Annotated in this window: 16 protein-coding genes; 7 read left to right on the forward strand and 9 right to left on the reverse strand. The window is 72.2% G+C overall.

What is annotated here, in order from left to right; all coding sequences use genetic code 11:
• Window positions 1-121 precede the first annotated feature (121 nt).
• Window positions 122-886: a hypothetical protein gene (locus BKD26_RS03855; protein ID WP_084895735.1), complete on the forward strand. Its 765-nt coding sequence runs from the start codon at window positions 122-124 to the stop codon at window positions 884-886.
• A gap of 226 nt (window positions 887-1112) precedes the next feature.
• Here the strand turns inward: BKD26_RS03855 and BKD26_RS03860 are convergent, their stop codons facing one another.
• The gene (locus tag BKD26_RS03860) at window positions 1113-1619 is read right to left on the reverse strand and encodes a hypothetical protein (RefSeq protein WP_084895737.1); all 507 of its coding nucleotides are present in this window, start codon (window positions 1617-1619) and stop codon (window positions 1113-1115) included.
• A gap of 14 nt (window positions 1620-1633) precedes the next feature.
• Window positions 1634-2767 (reverse strand): magnesium and cobalt transport protein CorA, encoded by a 1134-nt coding sequence (locus BKD26_RS03865; RefSeq protein ID WP_084895739.1) that lies wholly within the window; start codon window positions 2765-2767, stop codon window positions 1634-1636.
• 449 nt (window positions 2768-3216) lie between these two features.
• Here BKD26_RS03865 and BKD26_RS03870 point away from each other — a divergent pair, with 449 nt between their 5' ends.
• The 4 genes from BKD26_RS03870 (at window position 3217) to BKD26_RS03885 (ending at window position 6432) form a co-directional block, all read left to right on the forward strand.
• Window positions 3217-3807: a suppressor of fused domain protein gene (locus BKD26_RS03870; protein ID WP_084895741.1), complete on the forward strand. Its 591-nt coding sequence runs from the start codon at window positions 3217-3219 to the stop codon at window positions 3805-3807.
• Between the two features lie 261 nt (window positions 3808-4068).
• Window positions 4069-4707 (forward strand): DUF6758 family protein, encoded by a 639-nt coding sequence (locus tag BKD26_RS03875; RefSeq protein WP_073754130.1) that lies wholly within the window; start codon window positions 4069-4071, stop codon window positions 4705-4707.
• A gap of 74 nt (window positions 4708-4781) precedes the next feature.
• Window positions 4782-5648: a PHP domain-containing protein gene (locus tag BKD26_RS03880; RefSeq protein ID WP_084895743.1), complete on the forward strand. Its 867-nt coding sequence runs from the start codon at window positions 4782-4784 to the stop codon at window positions 5646-5648.
• A gap of 178 nt (window positions 5649-5826) precedes the next feature.
• Complete coding sequence (locus BKD26_RS03885; protein ID WP_084895745.1) at window positions 5827-6432, forward strand: MarC family protein; 606 nt, start codon at window positions 5827-5829, stop codon at window positions 6430-6432.
• A gap of 82 nt (window positions 6433-6514) precedes the next feature.
• On the opposite strand, the gene BKD26_RS38920 is transcribed toward BKD26_RS03885, so the two are convergent.
• Complete coding sequence (locus tag BKD26_RS38920; protein WP_107417746.1) at window positions 6515-6667, reverse strand: hypothetical protein; 153 nt, start codon at window positions 6665-6667, stop codon at window positions 6515-6517.
• 174 nt (window positions 6668-6841) lie between these two features.
• Between BKD26_RS38920 and BKD26_RS03890 the strand changes: the two genes are divergently transcribed.
• Entirely contained in the window at window positions 6842-7759 is a 918-nt protein-coding gene (locus tag BKD26_RS03890) for an NYN domain-containing protein (protein WP_084895747.1), read from the forward strand.
• On the opposite strand, the gene BKD26_RS03895 is transcribed toward BKD26_RS03890, so the two are convergent.
• Together BKD26_RS03895 and BKD26_RS03900 are read right to left on the reverse strand one after the other, a co-directional pair.
• The gene (locus BKD26_RS03895; RefSeq protein ID WP_084895749.1) at window positions 7744-8613 is read right to left on the reverse strand and encodes an alpha/beta hydrolase; all 870 of its coding nucleotides are present in this window, start codon (window positions 8611-8613) and stop codon (window positions 7744-7746) included. The genes BKD26_RS03890 and BKD26_RS03895 overlap by 16 nt on opposite strands.
• Window positions 8614-8756: 143 nt before the next feature.
• A complete protein-coding gene (locus tag BKD26_RS03900; RefSeq protein ID WP_084895751.1) occupies window positions 8757-11009 on the reverse strand; it encodes a DEAD/DEAH box helicase in 2253 nt (750 codons plus the stop codon).
• A 272-nt stretch (window positions 11010-11281) separates the two neighbouring features.
• On the opposite strand from BKD26_RS03900, the gene BKD26_RS03905 reads away from it, so the two are divergent.
• Window positions 11282-12037 carry a ferritin-like fold-containing protein gene (locus tag BKD26_RS03905; protein WP_084896216.1) on the forward strand — a complete coding sequence of 252 codons (756 nt, stop codon included), beginning with the start codon at window positions 11282-11284 and terminating at the stop codon, window positions 12035-12037.
• Window positions 12038-12699: 662 nt separating this feature from the next.
• On the opposite strand, the gene BKD26_RS03910 is transcribed toward BKD26_RS03905, so the two are convergent.
• From BKD26_RS03910 to BKD26_RS03925, 4 genes are all read right to left on the reverse strand, one after another.
• Window positions 12700-12966: a hypothetical protein gene (locus tag BKD26_RS03910; protein ID WP_073754136.1), complete on the reverse strand. Its 267-nt coding sequence runs from the start codon at window positions 12964-12966 to the stop codon at window positions 12700-12702.
• Window positions 12967-13112: 146 nt separating this feature from the next.
• Window positions 13113-13340, reverse strand: a complete 228-nt coding sequence (locus tag BKD26_RS03915) for a DUF3107 domain-containing protein (RefSeq protein ID WP_073754137.1) — start codon at window positions 13338-13340, stop codon at window positions 13113-13115.
• Between the two features lie 85 nt (window positions 13341-13425).
• Entirely contained in the window at window positions 13426-14067 is a 642-nt protein-coding gene (locus BKD26_RS03920) for a TetR/AcrR family transcriptional regulator (protein WP_073754138.1), read from the reverse strand.
• Between the two features lie 145 nt (window positions 14068-14212).
• Window positions 14213-14437 carry a hypothetical protein gene (locus tag BKD26_RS03925; protein WP_084895753.1) on the reverse strand — a complete coding sequence of 75 codons (225 nt, stop codon included), beginning with the start codon at window positions 14435-14437 and terminating at the stop codon, window positions 14213-14215.
• Between the last annotated feature and the right edge of the window lie 56 nt (window positions 14438-14493).

Here is a 14493-nt window from a genome sequence, read left to right on the forward strand (position 1 = left end):
GCCCGTCCTGGTGCGGGCCGCCCAGGCAGGGCGTCCGTCCGGCTCTCTGCGACCGCCGTATACGACACAGGTACGCTGCGGTCTGCCAACCCCCCACGGTTTGATGAGAGGCAGTGCGCTGGTGACCCTTCTCGCCCCGGCTTCGCGCGCCCGCCGGGCCGCCCTCCCCCTCGTGCTGTGCGCCGGGCTGACCGCGGTGCTCACCTCCTGCGGAGAGGAACCCGTCGATCCGGACGCGGGCACGAACGGGGTGGCCAAACTGTCCGCCGCGCAGATCGAGTCCAAGGCGCGGGCGGCGGCGGACGGCGCCAAGGCGGTACGGCTGTCGGGGAAGCTGGTCAGCAAGGGCGGTACGTACACGCTGAACATGCGGCTGGACCAGACGGGCGCGAGCGGGTCGGTCGTCACCAAGACCTCCACGTTCGAGCTGCTGCGGGTCGGCGACGCGCTCTATCTGAGGGCGGACGCGGACTTCTGGACGAGCGCGGAGGAGGAGCCGGACGACTCCGGCACCAAGGCGGCGGACAAGCTCGACGACATGTACGTGAAGGTGCCGCAGGACGACCCCTCGTACAAGCAGCTGCGCGGCTTCACGGAGATGAACGTCCTGCTCGACGGGCTGCTGGAAGTGCACGGCGACCTCGTCAAGGGCGACCGCTCCAAGGTCGGCGGCATCCGCACCATCAAGGTCGCGGGCGGCCCCAAGGGCGAGGGCGGCACCCTCGACGTCTCCCTGGAGGGCACCCCCTACCCGCTCCAGTTCGCCCGGGGCGGCGGTGCGGGCGTGGTCGTCCTGTCGGACTGGAACAAGACCTTCCCCCTGACGCCCCCGTCCAAGGACGAAACCCTCGACTACGGCCGCCAGCTGCCGCGCACCAGCGACTGACACGTCTGCTCGCCGTCCGCCGTGGGTACAGCGGGCCCGGGCGGTGCCTGGGCCCGGTTTCGCCCGGGGCGGTGCCGGCCTGGGCCCGGTGGGTCAGGGCCGGGGCCCCTCGGGCTCGTCTCCTGGAGGCCGGCGGCCCCGGGCCCGGGGCAAGGGAGCCGTTTCGAGGCCGCCGGCCTCTGTTGGGACGACCCTGCACGGCCCCTCCTCGCCGCGGACCGTGCGGCTAGCGCTTCTTGCGCTTCAGCAGCAGGCGGGGGAGTGCCGCCGGGATGGGGTGGCGGGTGGTGGCCGGGGTGGGGAGCGGGGCGGCCGCCAGGGAGCCGTCCGGGTGGGCGGTGGTCGCGCCCTGCGGGGTCAGGCGCAGCACCCGGCACTCGCGGGCCCAGCGGTCGGTCATCGTCTCCGCGTCCGGGGCGTTCAGCCGCTTGCCCTTCAGCTCCGCGACGGCCGCCTCCCATGGTTCGGAGCCCGGGGCCAGCTCGGTCACGGCGGCCGTCCAGGCGACCACACGGCCGCCCTTGTCCTTGCTGCGTACCGTCACCTCGGCGGCGGAGCCGTCCGCCAGCCCCGGCAGCGGCTGCTCGCCCGGCCCGTCGCCGACGACGTACGCCGCGCCGTCGAGCCACACGTGCCACAGCGCGCGGGCCGGGCCCCCGCCCCGTACCCAGATGAGACCGGACTTCTTGGTGGCCTCCTCGACGAGGGCCTGGTCGAGCAGCTTTTCCGTCATGCCCCGCAGCTTAGCTACAGCCACCCGTTGCGCTTCAGGGTGCGGTGGATGGCGAAACAGATCACCGAGATGCCGACCAGCACCAGCGGGTAGCCGAACTTCCACCGCAGCTCCGGCATGTAGTCGAAGTTCATGCCGTACACGCCGCACACCGCCGTCGGTACGGCGATGATCGCCGCCCACGACGTGATCTTGCGCATGTCCTCGTTCTGCGCGACCGTCGCCTGCGCCAGGTTGGCCTGGAGGATCGAGTTCAGCAGCTCGTCGTAGGAGATGACCTGTTCCTGGACCCGCGCCAGGTGGTCGGCGACGTCCCGGAAGTACTTCTGGATGTCGGGGTCCACCAGCCGCATGGGCCGCTCGCTCAGCAGCTGCATCGGCCGCAGCAGCGGCGACACCGCCCGCTTGAACTCCAGCACCTCACGCTTGAGCTGGTAGATCCGCCCGGTGTCGGCGCCGCGCGTGGAGCCCTTCGCCGGCGGCGAGAAGACGTCGATCTCGATCTGGTCGATGTCGATCTGCACCGCGTCCGCGACCGCGATGTAGCCGTCCACCACGTGGTCGGCGATGGCGTGCAGCACCGCCGACGGCCCCTTCTCCAGCAGCTCCGGCTCGCCCTCCATCCGGTGCCGCAGGTTGCGCAGTGACCCCTGCCCGCCGTGCCGCACCGTGATCACGAAGTCCCGCCCGGTGAAGCACATCACCTCACCGGTCTCGACGACCTCGCTGGTCGCGGTGAGCTCGGCGTGCTCCACGTAGTGGATCGTCTTGAAGACGGTGAACAGCGTGTCGTCGTACCGCTCCAGCTTGGGTCGCTGGTGCGCGTGGACCGCGTCCTCCACGGCCAGCGGGTGCAGCCCGAACTCGGCCGCGATACCGGCGAATTCCGCCTCCGTCGGCTCGTGCAGCCCGATCCACGCGAAGCCGCCGCCCTCACGCACCTGCCGCATGGCCTCACGGGGCGTCAGGCACGCGTCGGTCGCGTCGTCCTTCAGCCGGCGGCCGTCGCGGTAGACGGCGCAGTCGACGACCGCGGTGGACGTCGACGGGTCACGGGTCGCGTCGTAGGAGTTGTACGTGTTGTAGGGGGCGGTGCTCTTGCGCAGGGACGGGCGGACCGCTGCGCGCAGGTCACGGATCATCGACATGGCTGGCTCCTTCACGGAGAGGCCGTCGCGGGGCGTGGCACAGCCCGGAATGGGGACGTGGCGTTCCTTACGTCCGCAAAGCGGGCGGCACCGCGGGATCGCGGTGACGGCGTTCGCTACAGACAGGCAAAACGGTGTGCTCTTCCGTCGTGCGAATAGCCGTGACCTCACACTCACGCCCCATGAGGACGAGCGGGAGCAGGCAGGTGAGATGCCTCTCAGGTCACAGAGAAAAGCCGCGGGCGGAAGAGCGGTTGGTACTGCACGGTCGACTTCGATCCACCGCAGCCCCACCTCCTCCGGCCGGTCCCCCGTAAGGGATGACGTGTTGTCGGGACTGGAAAGCGACGCTTGGCGTGCTGTCCCGACCAGCAGACGGCCAAGACTATCAGCCGACTGAGGGTCAATCCCTTACTTTGCCCGTTCCATACGCGTTCTATGCTCCCCGCATGGGAGAAGTTCTTGCTCTGGTCGAGGCCCGGCTGCGTACCGCCCTCGGTGAACCGGACGCGCGTGCCGCGGTGACGTTCCTGGGCACCGACCGCATCGAGGTCCTCCGCTTCCCGGACGCCGCCCTCGGCCTGGTGAGGTACGCCACGCTCGGCATGTCGGCCCAGCCGATGACCGACCCGACCGCCGCCCTCGCCGACCCGGTCAAGGGCCCGCGCGCGGAGCTGCTCCTGAGCGTACGGGCGGGGCTCGCCGACACCGACAAGGTGCTGCGCCCGCTCGCCGTCCTCGCCGCCTCGCCGCAGGTCGAGGGCGTGGTCGTGGCCCCGGGCGCGTCCCTGGACACCGGCGAACCCCTGTGGCCGGGCGCCCCGTTCACCTCCGTGCTCGTCGCGGAGCCCGGTGGCCTCGTCGAGGACCTGGAGCTGGACGCGCCGATGGACCCGGTGCGCTTCCTGCCGCTGCTGCCGATGACGCCCAACGAGGCCGCGTGGAAGCGCGTACACGGTGCGCAGGCGCTCCAGGAGCGGTGGCTGGCGGCCGGTACGGACCTGCGCGATCCGCTGCGTACGTCCGTAACTCTCGGCTGACGTCCGCCAGTTGGTCGCGACGGCGGGCCGGGGCGCTGGGGCTTCGGCGCGAGGTGCTTCGCGGCGGCGGCCGCGAGCCGGCGAGGTGAGCGGCAGCGGCACCTGGCCGGGTGTCGCGTTCGGGCCTGGCGATGGGCGGCGGGATCGGGCCCTCAGGACAGCTAATGGATGCAAGATACAACCATATTTGTGGGGGGAGCGGCACACCGGACGGGTGATCGTCCTTGACGAGGCGACGACCGGGGAGGACCGTTGAACGCTATGAGGGGCGAACCCAGTTGCCCGAAGTGCGGAGGCCGGGTCAGGGCGCCCGGTCTCTTTTCCGACTCCTGGCAGTGCGACGTGCACGGCGCCGTGCACCCGCTGCAGCCCGTGATCCCGCCCAGCGTGGAAGCGCTCGGCGTCGTCACGCACCGGTCCCAGGTGCCCGTCTGGATGCCGTGGCCGTTGCCGGTGGGGTGGCTGTTCACCGGTGTGGCGTACGCGGGGGACGACCGCAGCGGCGGCCGGGCCACCGTCGTCGCCTGCTCGGGCCCCGGGCCGCTCGGGGGCGTGGGGGAGCTGCTGCTGATCGCCGAGGAGCTGGGCGTCGGCCTGGGCGCGCGGTACGCCGGGCTCGACGGCCCCGACCCGGGCCCCCACATGTGCGTCGGCACCCGCCCGCAGGCCAAGGTCCTCGCCGCCGGCCGGCCCACCCCGCTCTGGCACGTCAGCGACGCCCCCGAGGACCGCGCGGTCTTCGCGGGCGAGGCCCGCGGGCTGTGGCTGTGGGCCATCGTCTGGCCCGAGAAATCGGGCCTGCTGATGTACGACGAACTCGTCCTGACCGACCTCCGGGAGGCCGGCTCGGAGGTCGAGCTGCTCCCGTGCGGGGCGCTGAGCCCGAGACTGCTGGACTGACGGCGTGGGGACCGGGTGAGGGCCGGTATCCTTGAGCAGTCCCCTGTCCGTCCCGAGCCCCGGAGCCCCGCGTCGTGCGCATCGACCTGCACACCCACTCCACGGCTTCCGACGGTACGGACACCCCCGCCGAGCTCGTGCTCGGCGCCGCCGCGGCCGGGCTCGACGTCGTCGCGCTGACCGACCACGACACCACGCGCGGCCACGCCGAGGCGATAGCCGCGCTTCCCGAGGGCCTCACCCTGGTCACGGGCGCCGAGCTCTCGTGCCGGATCGACGGCATCGGCATGCACATGCTCGCGTACCTCTTCGACCCGGACGAGCCCGAGCTGGCCCGCGAGCGGGAGCTGGTGCGCGACGACCGCGTCCCGCGCGCCCACGCCATGGTCGGCAAGCTCCAGGAACTGGGCGTCCCCCTCACCTGGGAGCGCGTCGCCGCCATCGCCGGTGACGGTTCCGTCGGCCGGCCGCACATCGCCGAGGCGCTCGTCGAGCTCGGCGTCGTCCCCAGCGTCTCCGACGCCTTCACGCCCCAGTGGCTCGCCGACGGCGGCCGGGCGTACGTCGACAAGCACGAGCTGGACCCGTTCACCGCGATCCGGCTCGTCAAGGCGGCCGGCGGCGTCACCGTCTTCGCGCACCCCGGCGCCGCCAAGCGCGGCCGCACGGTGCCCGAGTCGGTCATCGCCGAGCTCGCCGCGTACGGTCTCGACGGCATCGAGATCGACCATATGGACCACGACGAGCCCACGCGTGCCCGGCTGCGCGGCCTCGCCGCCGAGCTCGGCCTGCTGACGACCGGTTCCAGCGACTACCACGGCACCCGCAAGACCTGCCGGCTCGGCGACCACACCACCGACCCGGAGATCTACGGCGAGATCACGCGCCGCGCGACCGGCGCGTTCCCGGTCCCGGGCACGGGGGGACCCTCCCCGGCGTAACTCCGGGGCACGACGCCGCCCGCGACCCCGCGCGCGGAGTGCCCCTCGGCGGACGCCGCCCGGTCCCGCCCCGCGGGACGCTTCCGTGGCTCCTCGCGGCGGGATCCCGCCCACGACACCTCAGCCCCATCCGTATCCGCACTCCTTCTGTACGACCTCCTCCCGCAAGGCCCTCACTGTGTTCGACGTCGCCGTCTTCGGCTCCCTCTTCCTCACCCTTTTTGTCATCATGGATCCCCCCGGGATCACCCCGATCTTCCTCGCCCTGACCTCCGGCCGGGCCACCAAGGTGCAGCGCCGGATGGCCTGGCAGGCCGTCGCCGTCGCCTTCGGCGTGATCACCGTCTTCGGCATCCTGGGCCAGCAGATCCTGGCGTACCTGCATGTCTCCGTGCCCGCGCTGATGATCGCGGGCGGTCTGCTCCTGCTGCTCATCGCGCTCGACCTGCTGACCGGCAAGACCGACGAACCCAAGCAGACGAAGGACGTCAACGTCGCCCTCGTACCGCTGGGCATGCCGCTGCTGGCCGGTCCCGGCGCCATCGTGTCGGTGATCCTCGCCGTACAGCACGCGGACGGCGTCAGCGGGCAGATCTCGGTGTGGGCGGCGATCGTCGCCATGCACGTCGTGCTGTGGCTGACCATGCGCTACTCGCTGCTGATCATCCGCGTCATCAAGGACGGCGGTGTGGTGCTGGTGACGCGGCTCGCCGGAATGATGCTGTCGGCGATCGCGGTGCAGCAGATCATCAACGGCGTCACCCAGGTCATCCAGGGGGCGTGACAGCACTGCGCCCCCGTACGGATTCCGGCTCCCGGTGATCGGGGGGCCGGAGTCCGCGCGGGGGCGCGGTGGCTCGTTCTCGTTATGAGGCCGTGGTCGCGGCCGGGCGGATCCAGATGCGCTGGCCGATCGAGGCGGCCTGCTGCACGATCCGGTTGACGGAGGCAGCGTCCACGACGGTGCGGTCCACGGGCGTGCCGTCGACGTCGTCGAGTCGCAGAATCTCGAAGCGCACGGGCTTCTCCCTTCGTCCTGAGTTGATCCTCCTGCTGGAGAACTGTGTTCCGTACGAGTGCCAACGCCATGTAGGGGGCAAACATTCCCTACGCTAAAGAAAATTTTTGGCCGTCTAAGTAATCCCCGGTGGGTGGTGGCGAGCACCCGCCCGGCGGCGGACAATGAGCCCCGTATGAACCATGACGCGGACACCCCCGCTCCCACCCTCACCGAACTCGGCGCACGCCTGGAGCGCACCAATGAGCTCCTGCAGCGCATGCTGGCCGAGGTCGCCAAGACGCCCTCGACACACGCCATCTTCGTCGACGCCGGTTACGTCCATGCTGCGGCCGGGTTGCTGGTGGCGGGCACCGAGGACCGGCGCTCCTTCGACCTGGACGCGGAAGGGCTCATCGAGGCCTTCATCGACAAGGCCCGCACGATCTTCGCGGACAGCCGGCTGCTGCGCGTCTACTGGTACGACGGCGCCCGGCGCCGTATCCACACCGCCGAACAGCAGGCGATCGCCGAACTCCCCGACGTCAAGGTCCGGCTCGGCAACCTCAACGCCAACAACCAGCAGAAGGGCGTCGACTCGCTGATCCGGACGGATCTGGAGTCGCTGGCCCGCCACCGCGCCATCAGCGACGCGGCGCTGGTCGGCGGCGACGAGGACCTGGTCTCGGCGGTCGAGGCCGCCCAGGGCTTCGGGGCGCGCGTCCACCTCTGGGGCATCGAGGCGGCGGACGGCCGCAACCAGGCCGAGCCGCTGCTCTGGGAGGTCGACAGCACCCGCACCTTCGACCTCGACTTCTGCCGCCCCTACATCACCCGGCGGCCCGTGACGACGTACGAGAGCGAGGGCGAGCCGCCACCGTCACGCGACGAGGTGCGGTTCGTGGGCGCCCGGATAGCGGAGACGTGGCTGGCCGAGCGGGGCCAGGCCGCGATGGCCGAGCTGCTGCCCGGCCACCCGTACCTGCCCGGACCCGTGGACCAGGACCTGCTCATCGAGGCGGAGCGGGTGCTGAGCCGTTCCCTGCGCGGGCACGCCGTGCTGCGGCGGTCGCTGCGGGACGGCTTCTGGCAGCACCTTCAGTCGCGGTTCTGACGGTCCCAGAACCGGGATACGGCGGTCGCGGTCTCCACCGGCCGGTCGGTGTTCGGTGAGTGCTCGGCGCCCTCGACGCGCGTCCGGTGGGCGCCCAGCCGGTCCGCCATCGCGTCGAGGAGCGGCACCGGCCATGTGTCGTCCCGCACGCCCGAGACCACATGCACGGGCAGCGGCGGGCGCAGCGCGGCGAGCTCGTCGACCCGGTCGGGTTCCATGGTCAGTTGGCGGCCGGTGGCCAGCAACTGCGCCGGATTGTGCAGCAGCCAGCGGCGGCGCAGGTCCTCGCGGCGGCTGCCGGCGTCGTCGGCGTCCTCGGGCGGGTCCAGGGCGCGCATGGCGTCCCACACATGACCCATGGTCATCACCGCGAGCGCGTCGCTCAGCAGCTTGATCTTCTCCTGCTGGGCCGGGGCGACCTCGGCGGGCCCGGACGACATCAGCGTGAGCGTCGCGAAGGGCCGCGCGTCGAGCAGTACGGCGGCGCGGGCGATCTGGCCGCCGAGGGAATGGCCGAGGAGGTGGACCGGGCCGGTGTCGAGGGCCTCCGCCTGCGCCAGCGCGTCGCGCGCCAACTCCTCCTGGGCGTACGCCTGTTGCTCGGCGGGGCCGGGCGTCTCGTACTGCCCGCGACCGTCCACGGCGACGGCGCGGTAGCCAGCGTCGGCGAGCGGTTCCAGCATGGCGATGAAGTCCTCCTTGGACCCGGTGTACCCGGGCAGCAGGAGGGCCGTGCCCTTCGGCTCCGTACCGTCGGCGGGCGCCGCGTCCAGCACGGCGAAGTCACCGCGCGACGTGCGGAGGGCGTAGGCACGGGCGCAGGGGGGCGGGGTGAACGTGGGCGGACGGCTCATGGGACGAGGCTAGCGGGGCGTGGGCCCCGGGCGCCGACACGGCGACGGCCCCGCCCCCCCGGGTTGGGGGGCGGGGCCGTCGCCGTGTGCCTGGTGCGGCGGTGGGCTGTCGGTCGTGGCCGTCAGCCGTCAGTCGCGGGCCGTCAGCTCTCGGGCTGGGCGGCGGCCACGGCCTTCTTCGTCGCCCGGCGCCGACGGGGCTTGGCCTCGGCGGTCCCGGCGGCCTCGGCGGTCTCGGCTTCGACGGCCGGGACGGCGGCCTTGCGCGTCCGGCGCGGCTTGGTCTCGACCGCTTCGGTGGCTGCCGGGGCCTCGGTGGTTTCCGGGGCGGCGGTGGCCTTGCGGGTGCGGCGCGGCTTGGTCTCGGCGACCGGCTCGGTGGCCTCGGTGGTCACCTCGGCGGCCTTGCGGGTGCGGCGGCGCGGCTTGGCCTCGGCGGCTTCCGGGGCGTCCGGCGTTTCCGGGGTTTCCGGGGCGGCGGTGGCCTTGCGCGTGCGGCGGGGCTTGGCCTCGGCGACGGGTTCGGCGGCCTCGGTGGTTTCCGGGGCGGTGGCGGCCTTGCGGGTGCGGCGCGGCTTGGTCTCGGCGACCGGCTCGGTGGCCTCGGTGGTCACCTCGGCGACCGGCTCGGTGGCCTTACGGGTGCGGCGGCGGGGCTTGGCGGGCTCCTCCGCGACCTCCGCCACGGCCTCGACCGGCGCGGTGGCTGCGGCTTCCGCCGCCGGGGCGCCCGCGCGGGTGCGCGTACGGCGCCGGCGGGGGGTGCGGGGCGCCGGGGTCTCCTCGGCCACGGGGGCCGCGGGAGCCGCGGGGGTCGCCGCCTCGGCGGTCACCGGGGCGTCGGCCGCCATGGGGGCGCCGCCCCGCGTGCGACGGCGCTGACGCGGCGTACGCGTACGCTCCGGGCGCTCCTCCGTACGCTCCGTACGGTCCGAACGCTCCGAGCGCTCCGAGCGCCGTCCGCGCGAACCGCGGCCGCCCGTCTCGCCGAGGTCCTCGACCTCTTCGGCGTCCAGACCGGCACGGGTCCGCTCGGCACGCGGCAGGACGCCCTTCGTACCCTCCGGGATGTCCATCTCCGCGTACAGGTGCGGAGACGTCGAGTACGTCTCGACCGGGTCGTGGAAGTCCAGGCCCAGCGCCTTGTTGATCAGCTGCCAGCGCGGGATGTCGTCCCAGTCCACCAGCGTGACGGCGATGCCCTTCTTGCCCGCGCGGCCCGTGCGGCCCACGCGGTGGAGGAAGGTCTTCTCGTCCTCGGGCGACTGGTAGTTGATCACGTGCGTGACACCCTCGACGTCGATGCCGCGCGCGGCGACGTCGGTGCAGACGAGGACGTCGACCTTGCCGTTGCGGAAGGCGCGCAGCGCCTGCTCGCGGGCGCCCTGGCCGAGGTCGCCGTGGACCGCGCCGGAGGCGAAGCCGCGCCGCTCGAGCTGCTCGGCGATGTCGGCCGCCGTGCGCTTCGTACGGCAGAAGATCATCGCGAGCCCGCGGCCGTTGGCCTGGAGGATGCGCGAGACCATCTCGGGCTTGTCCATGGAGTGCGCGCGGTACACGTACTGCGCGATGTTCGCGACCGTCGCGCCCTCGTCGTCCGGCGCGGTGGCGCGGATGTGCGTGGGCTGCGACATGTAGCGGCGGGCCAGGCCGATGACCGCGCCCGGCATGGTCGCCGAGAACAGCATGGTCTGGCGCTTCGCCGGAAGCATGTTGATGATCTTCTCGACGTCGGGCAGGAACCCGAGGTCGAGCATCTCGTCGGCCTCGTCGAGGACGAGGGCCTTGACCTTGGACAGGTCCAGTTTGCGCTGCCCGGCGAGGTCCAGGAGGCGGCCCGGGGTGCCGACGATCACGTCGACGCCCTTCTTCAGCGCCTCGACCTGGGGCTCGTACGCACGGCCGCCGTAGATGGCGAGAACGCGGACGTTACGGACCTTGCCGGCGGTCAGCAGGTCGTTGGTGACCTGGGTGCACAGCTCGCGGGTGGGGACGACCACCAGCGCCTGCGGGGCGTCGGTCAGCTGCTCGGGCTTCGCCCGGCCCGCCTCGACGTCCGCGGGGACGGTGACGCGCTCCAGCAGCGGCAGGCCGAAACCGAGGGTCTTGCCGGTGCCGGTCTTGGCCTGGCCGATGACGTCGGTGCCGGAGAGTGCGACCGGAAGGGTCATCTCCTGGATGGGGAAGGGGGACGTGATGCCGACGGCTTCGAGCGCCTCGGCCGTCTCGGGAAGGATCCCGAGCTCTCGGAAAGTCGTAGTCAGGGTGCTGCCTCTTCTGTGAGACGCGGCATGAGGCGAACGCTTGGGGGTCTTACCGTGCCGGTGACTGTCCGGCCGCAGACCGCGAGATCGCGGCCGAGTGGCACGGGACCACTGCCGTCGCTCTAGCGTCATACCGCTGAGGGGCCCCTCATGTGCGGCGCGGTGCGCGCACGGAGGGCTGTCGGGTCGGAGCCGATCGGGCCACCGACCGGGCATCCTCATTCATGAGATGGCCCGCCAAGTACGTACGAACATGACTGCATACTCAGCAGGCGCAATATCACTGTACCCCGGATCCGCGCAGGTGTGTTGGGTCAATTCATAAGGAGGGGGAGGTCACAGTGGAGGCCTCAGTGGATGACCAGGGCCTTCGGTGCCGCGGCGGGCGGGCTATTGTGCGCTTCATGGAGACGCCTGACAACGCCGCCGCTTCCGCTGCTTCCGCCGCTTCCGCCGACGAACCGACCGGGATCGCCGCCCTCGACTGGGCCGGTGCCTCCGCCGAGCCCCAGTACCGCGCCGCGGTCGTGGACCTGCTCGGCGCGCTCGCGTACGGAGAGCTCGCGGCCTTCGAGCGGCTGGCCGAGGACGCGAAGCTGGCGCCGACGCTCGCCGACAAGGCGGAGCTGGCGAAGATGGCGTCGGCCGAGTTCCACCACTTCGAGCGGCTGCGGGACCGGCTGACGGCGATCGACGCGGAGCCGACGGCCGCGATGGAGCCGTTCGCCAAGGCGCTGGACGACTTCCACCGCCAGACCGCGCCGTCCGACTGGCTGGAGGGCCTGGTCAAGGCGTACGTCGGCGACTCGATCGCCAGCGACTTCTACCGCGAGGTCGCCGTCCGGCTGGACTCCGACACGCGCGCGCTGGTGCTGGCGGTGCTGGACGACACCGGGCACGGCAACTTCGCCGTCGAGAAGGTACGCGCCGCGATCGAGGCCGATCCGCGGGTGGGCGGCCGTCTCGCCCTGTGGGCCCGCCGCCTGATGGGCGAGGCCCTGTTCCAGGCCCAGCGGGTGGTGGCGGAGCGCGACGCGCTGTCCACGATGCTCGTGGGCGGCGTGGCGGACGGCTTCGACCTGGCGGCGGTGGGGGAGATGTTCTCGCGCATCACCAAGGCCCACACCAAGCGCATGGCCGCGCTGGGTCTGGCTGCCTGACGGGGCGGCTGCCCATCCGCTGGCGCCGGGCCGTCCCGTGTGCCCGTGCGCGCGTGCGCGTGCCGGTCGCCGTGCCGGCGGGGCGCGCCCTTCGGGGGTGCCCGTGTGCGTATGGGTGCCGTTGGGGCCGCTCCGTGGGTCGTGTCCTGGGCTCTCCTTCGCAAGCTCAGTCGTTTTACGCCCAGAACACGCCCCACTGCGCGTCCCCCCTTCGGGGCCGGCCAGCCCCCCGCGTCGCTGGCACGGTGCCGTGCGGGGGTGGGCCTCGCCTGCGCCGCCGCGCGCAGGCAGCTGTGCCGGGCGTGGTCCCTCGCCTGTGCCGCGCCGCGTGCACGGAGCCGTGCGGGCGTGGGGTTCCCCTGCGTCGCCGGGCCGCGCGCACCGAGCTGTTCCGGGCGTGGTCCCTCGCGGCGCGAAGCTGCCGAGCTGCGGGTGCGGGGGCGACGCCCACGCGTGTACGGAGCCCGTGCGGGCTTGGTCGCTCGCGGCGCGAAGCTGCCGGTCCCCGGGGTCGTGGGGGCGTCAGCCCCCACGTACAACCAACCTCCCCCGGCAGGGGGCCCGGGGGCGAAGCCCCCGGTTTCGGGAAGGGGCGGGGTGGGGGACAACGCCCTGGCCCCCGCACACCCCCGCCAAAGGGGTACCGGGGCGCGCGGCCCCGGTCAGGTCGCCGCTGAGCGGCGCAGGCGGCGGGCCGGGCGCAGTAGCAGGGAGAGGACGACCGCGGCGACCGCGACCGCGCCGAGCACGGTGCCCAGCGCGTGGCCCGGGCCGAGCGCCGCGTGGGTGATCAGGGCGCCGAACAACGCGCCGAGCACACCCGCGCCGAGGACCACGCGGCGTGACGGGAGCCGGTCGGCCAGGCGGTGGGCGGCCGCCCAGGACAGTGCGAATCCAAGCACGACGGAGCCGAAAGCTTCCCAGAACACGCGATCACCTCGCGGACGGCGGGGCGGGCAAAACGGTCACAGGCCGTCCTACCCGATGCGCGTGAAACGCAATCCTCCTCGTGGGGCACGTGAAAGGCCCGGCGGGGGCAACCCCGCCGGGCCTTCGCGTCGTACTGCCGTACTGCTCAGAGCGCCCCGAAACCCACCCGCGGCTTTGCCGGCTCGCCGATCTCCACGTAGGCGATCCGGTCGGTCGGCACCAGGACCTTGCGGCCCTTGTCGTCCGTCAGGCTGAGCAGCTGCGTCTTTCCGGCCAGCGCGTCGGTGACCGCGCGCTCCACCTCCTCGGCGGACTGCCCGCTCTCCAGAGCGATCTCCCGGGGCGCGTGCTGCACGCCGATCTTGACCTCCACGGCTATGTCCCTCCGAACGGTCAGCGTTGCGCGGTCAGCCGCGCCGTACGCTGCACACATTAGCCCGGAGAGACGACACCGATCATCAGTGGGATTCCGAGCCGTGCAGCGGGAAGCCGGCGATGCCCCGCCACGCCAGCGACGTCAGCAGCTGGACCGCCTTCTCACGCGGGATCGCCGACTCGCTGGACAGCCAGTACCGCGCGACCACCTGCGAGACGCCGCCCAGGCCCACGGCCAGCAGCATCGACTCGTCCTTGGACAGCCCCGTGTCCTCGGCGATGACCTCCGAGATCGCCTCCGCGCACTGCAGCGAGACCCGCTCGACGCGCTCGCGCACCGCCGGTTCGTTCGTGAGGTCCGACTCGAAGACGAGGCGGAAGGCACCGCCCTCGTCCTCCACGTACGCGAAGTAGGCGTCCATGGTGGCCGCCACGCGCAGCTTGTTCTCCGTGGTGGAGGCGAGCGCCGTGCGCACGGCCTGGAGCAGCGACTCGCAGTGCTGGTCCAGCAGGGCCAGGTACAGCTCCAGCTTCCCGGGGAAGTGCTGGTAGAGCACCGGCTTGCTGACGCCGGCGCGCTCCGCGATGTCGTCCATCGCGGCCGCGTGGTACCCCTGCGCGACAAACACTTCCTGGGCGGCGCCCAGGAGCTGGTTGCGTCGGGCTCGGCGCGGCAGGCGCGTGCCCCTCGGGCGCGCCGCCTCTGTCTGCTCGATGGCTGTCACGCCGCCTCCCAAAATCGATCCTTGCGCGCTGTGCGCCGCGCCCGCCATCGTACTTTTGGGTAACCCGGCTGTGCGCGCTGCGAGCGCAGAATTTCACGTACCGGACGCGTGGGGTAGCCGGAGATTCAACATTAAACCGACCAAATCAGCGGTAGTCGTCCTCGTCCATGGTGACCACGCGGGTCTGTTCGGCCGCGTCGGCCTCGTTCGCCACGCTCGGATCGATGCGGGTGAGCGGGTCGTCGGTGCGCTGCTGGAGCTCGGTGTGCTGCTCGGCGGCGTCGGCCTCGGGAGTCTCCTCGTCCAGCGTCACGGTCGCCTCGGTGGTGTCGGCTTCGAAGGTTTCCGGTTCGTTCGGGTCGACGGTCATGGGCTCCCTTTCACATGGGCGGGCGGGGGCCTGGGCGAAATGCCCTCACGTATGAG

This window comes from Streptomyces sp. CB03238 (genome assembly GCF_002099185.1).
GTDB lineage: Bacteria > Actinomycetota > Actinomycetes > Streptomycetales > Streptomycetaceae > Streptomyces.

Excerpts from the sequence above, each read along its gene's own strand:
- BKD26_RS03860 (WP_084895737.1), bottom strand. The coding sequence starts at position 1,619 with ATGACGGAAAAGCTGCTCGACCAGGCCCTCGTCGAGGAGGCCACCAAG.
- BKD26_RS03865 (WP_084895739.1), bottom strand. The coding sequence starts at position 2,767 with ATGTCGATGATCCGTGACCTGCGCGCAGCGGTCCGCCCGTCCCTGCGC.
- BKD26_RS03870 (WP_084895741.1), top strand. The coding sequence starts at position 3,217 with ATGGGAGAAGTTCTTGCTCTGGTCGAGGCCCGGCTGCGTACCGCCCTC.
- BKD26_RS03875 (WP_073754130.1), top strand. The coding sequence starts at position 4,069 with ATGAGGGGCGAACCCAGTTGCCCGAAGTGCGGAGGCCGGGTCAGGGCG.
- BKD26_RS03890 (WP_084895747.1), top strand. The coding sequence starts at position 6,842 with ATGAACCATGACGCGGACACCCCCGCTCCCACCCTCACCGAACTCGGC.
- BKD26_RS03895 (WP_084895749.1), bottom strand. The coding sequence starts at position 8,613 with ATGAGCCGTCCGCCCACGTTCACCCCGCCCCCCTGCGCCCGTGCCTAC.
- BKD26_RS03900 (WP_084895751.1), bottom strand. The coding sequence starts at position 11,009 with ATGACGCTAGAGCGACGGCAGTGGTCCCGTGCCACTCGGCCGCGATCT.
- BKD26_RS03905 (WP_084896216.1), top strand. The coding sequence starts at position 11,282 with ATGGAGACGCCTGACAACGCCGCCGCTTCCGCTGCTTCCGCCGCTTCC.
- BKD26_RS03925 (WP_084895753.1), bottom strand. The coding sequence starts at position 14,437 with ATGACCGTCGACCCGAACGAACCGGAAACCTTCGAAGCCGACACCACC.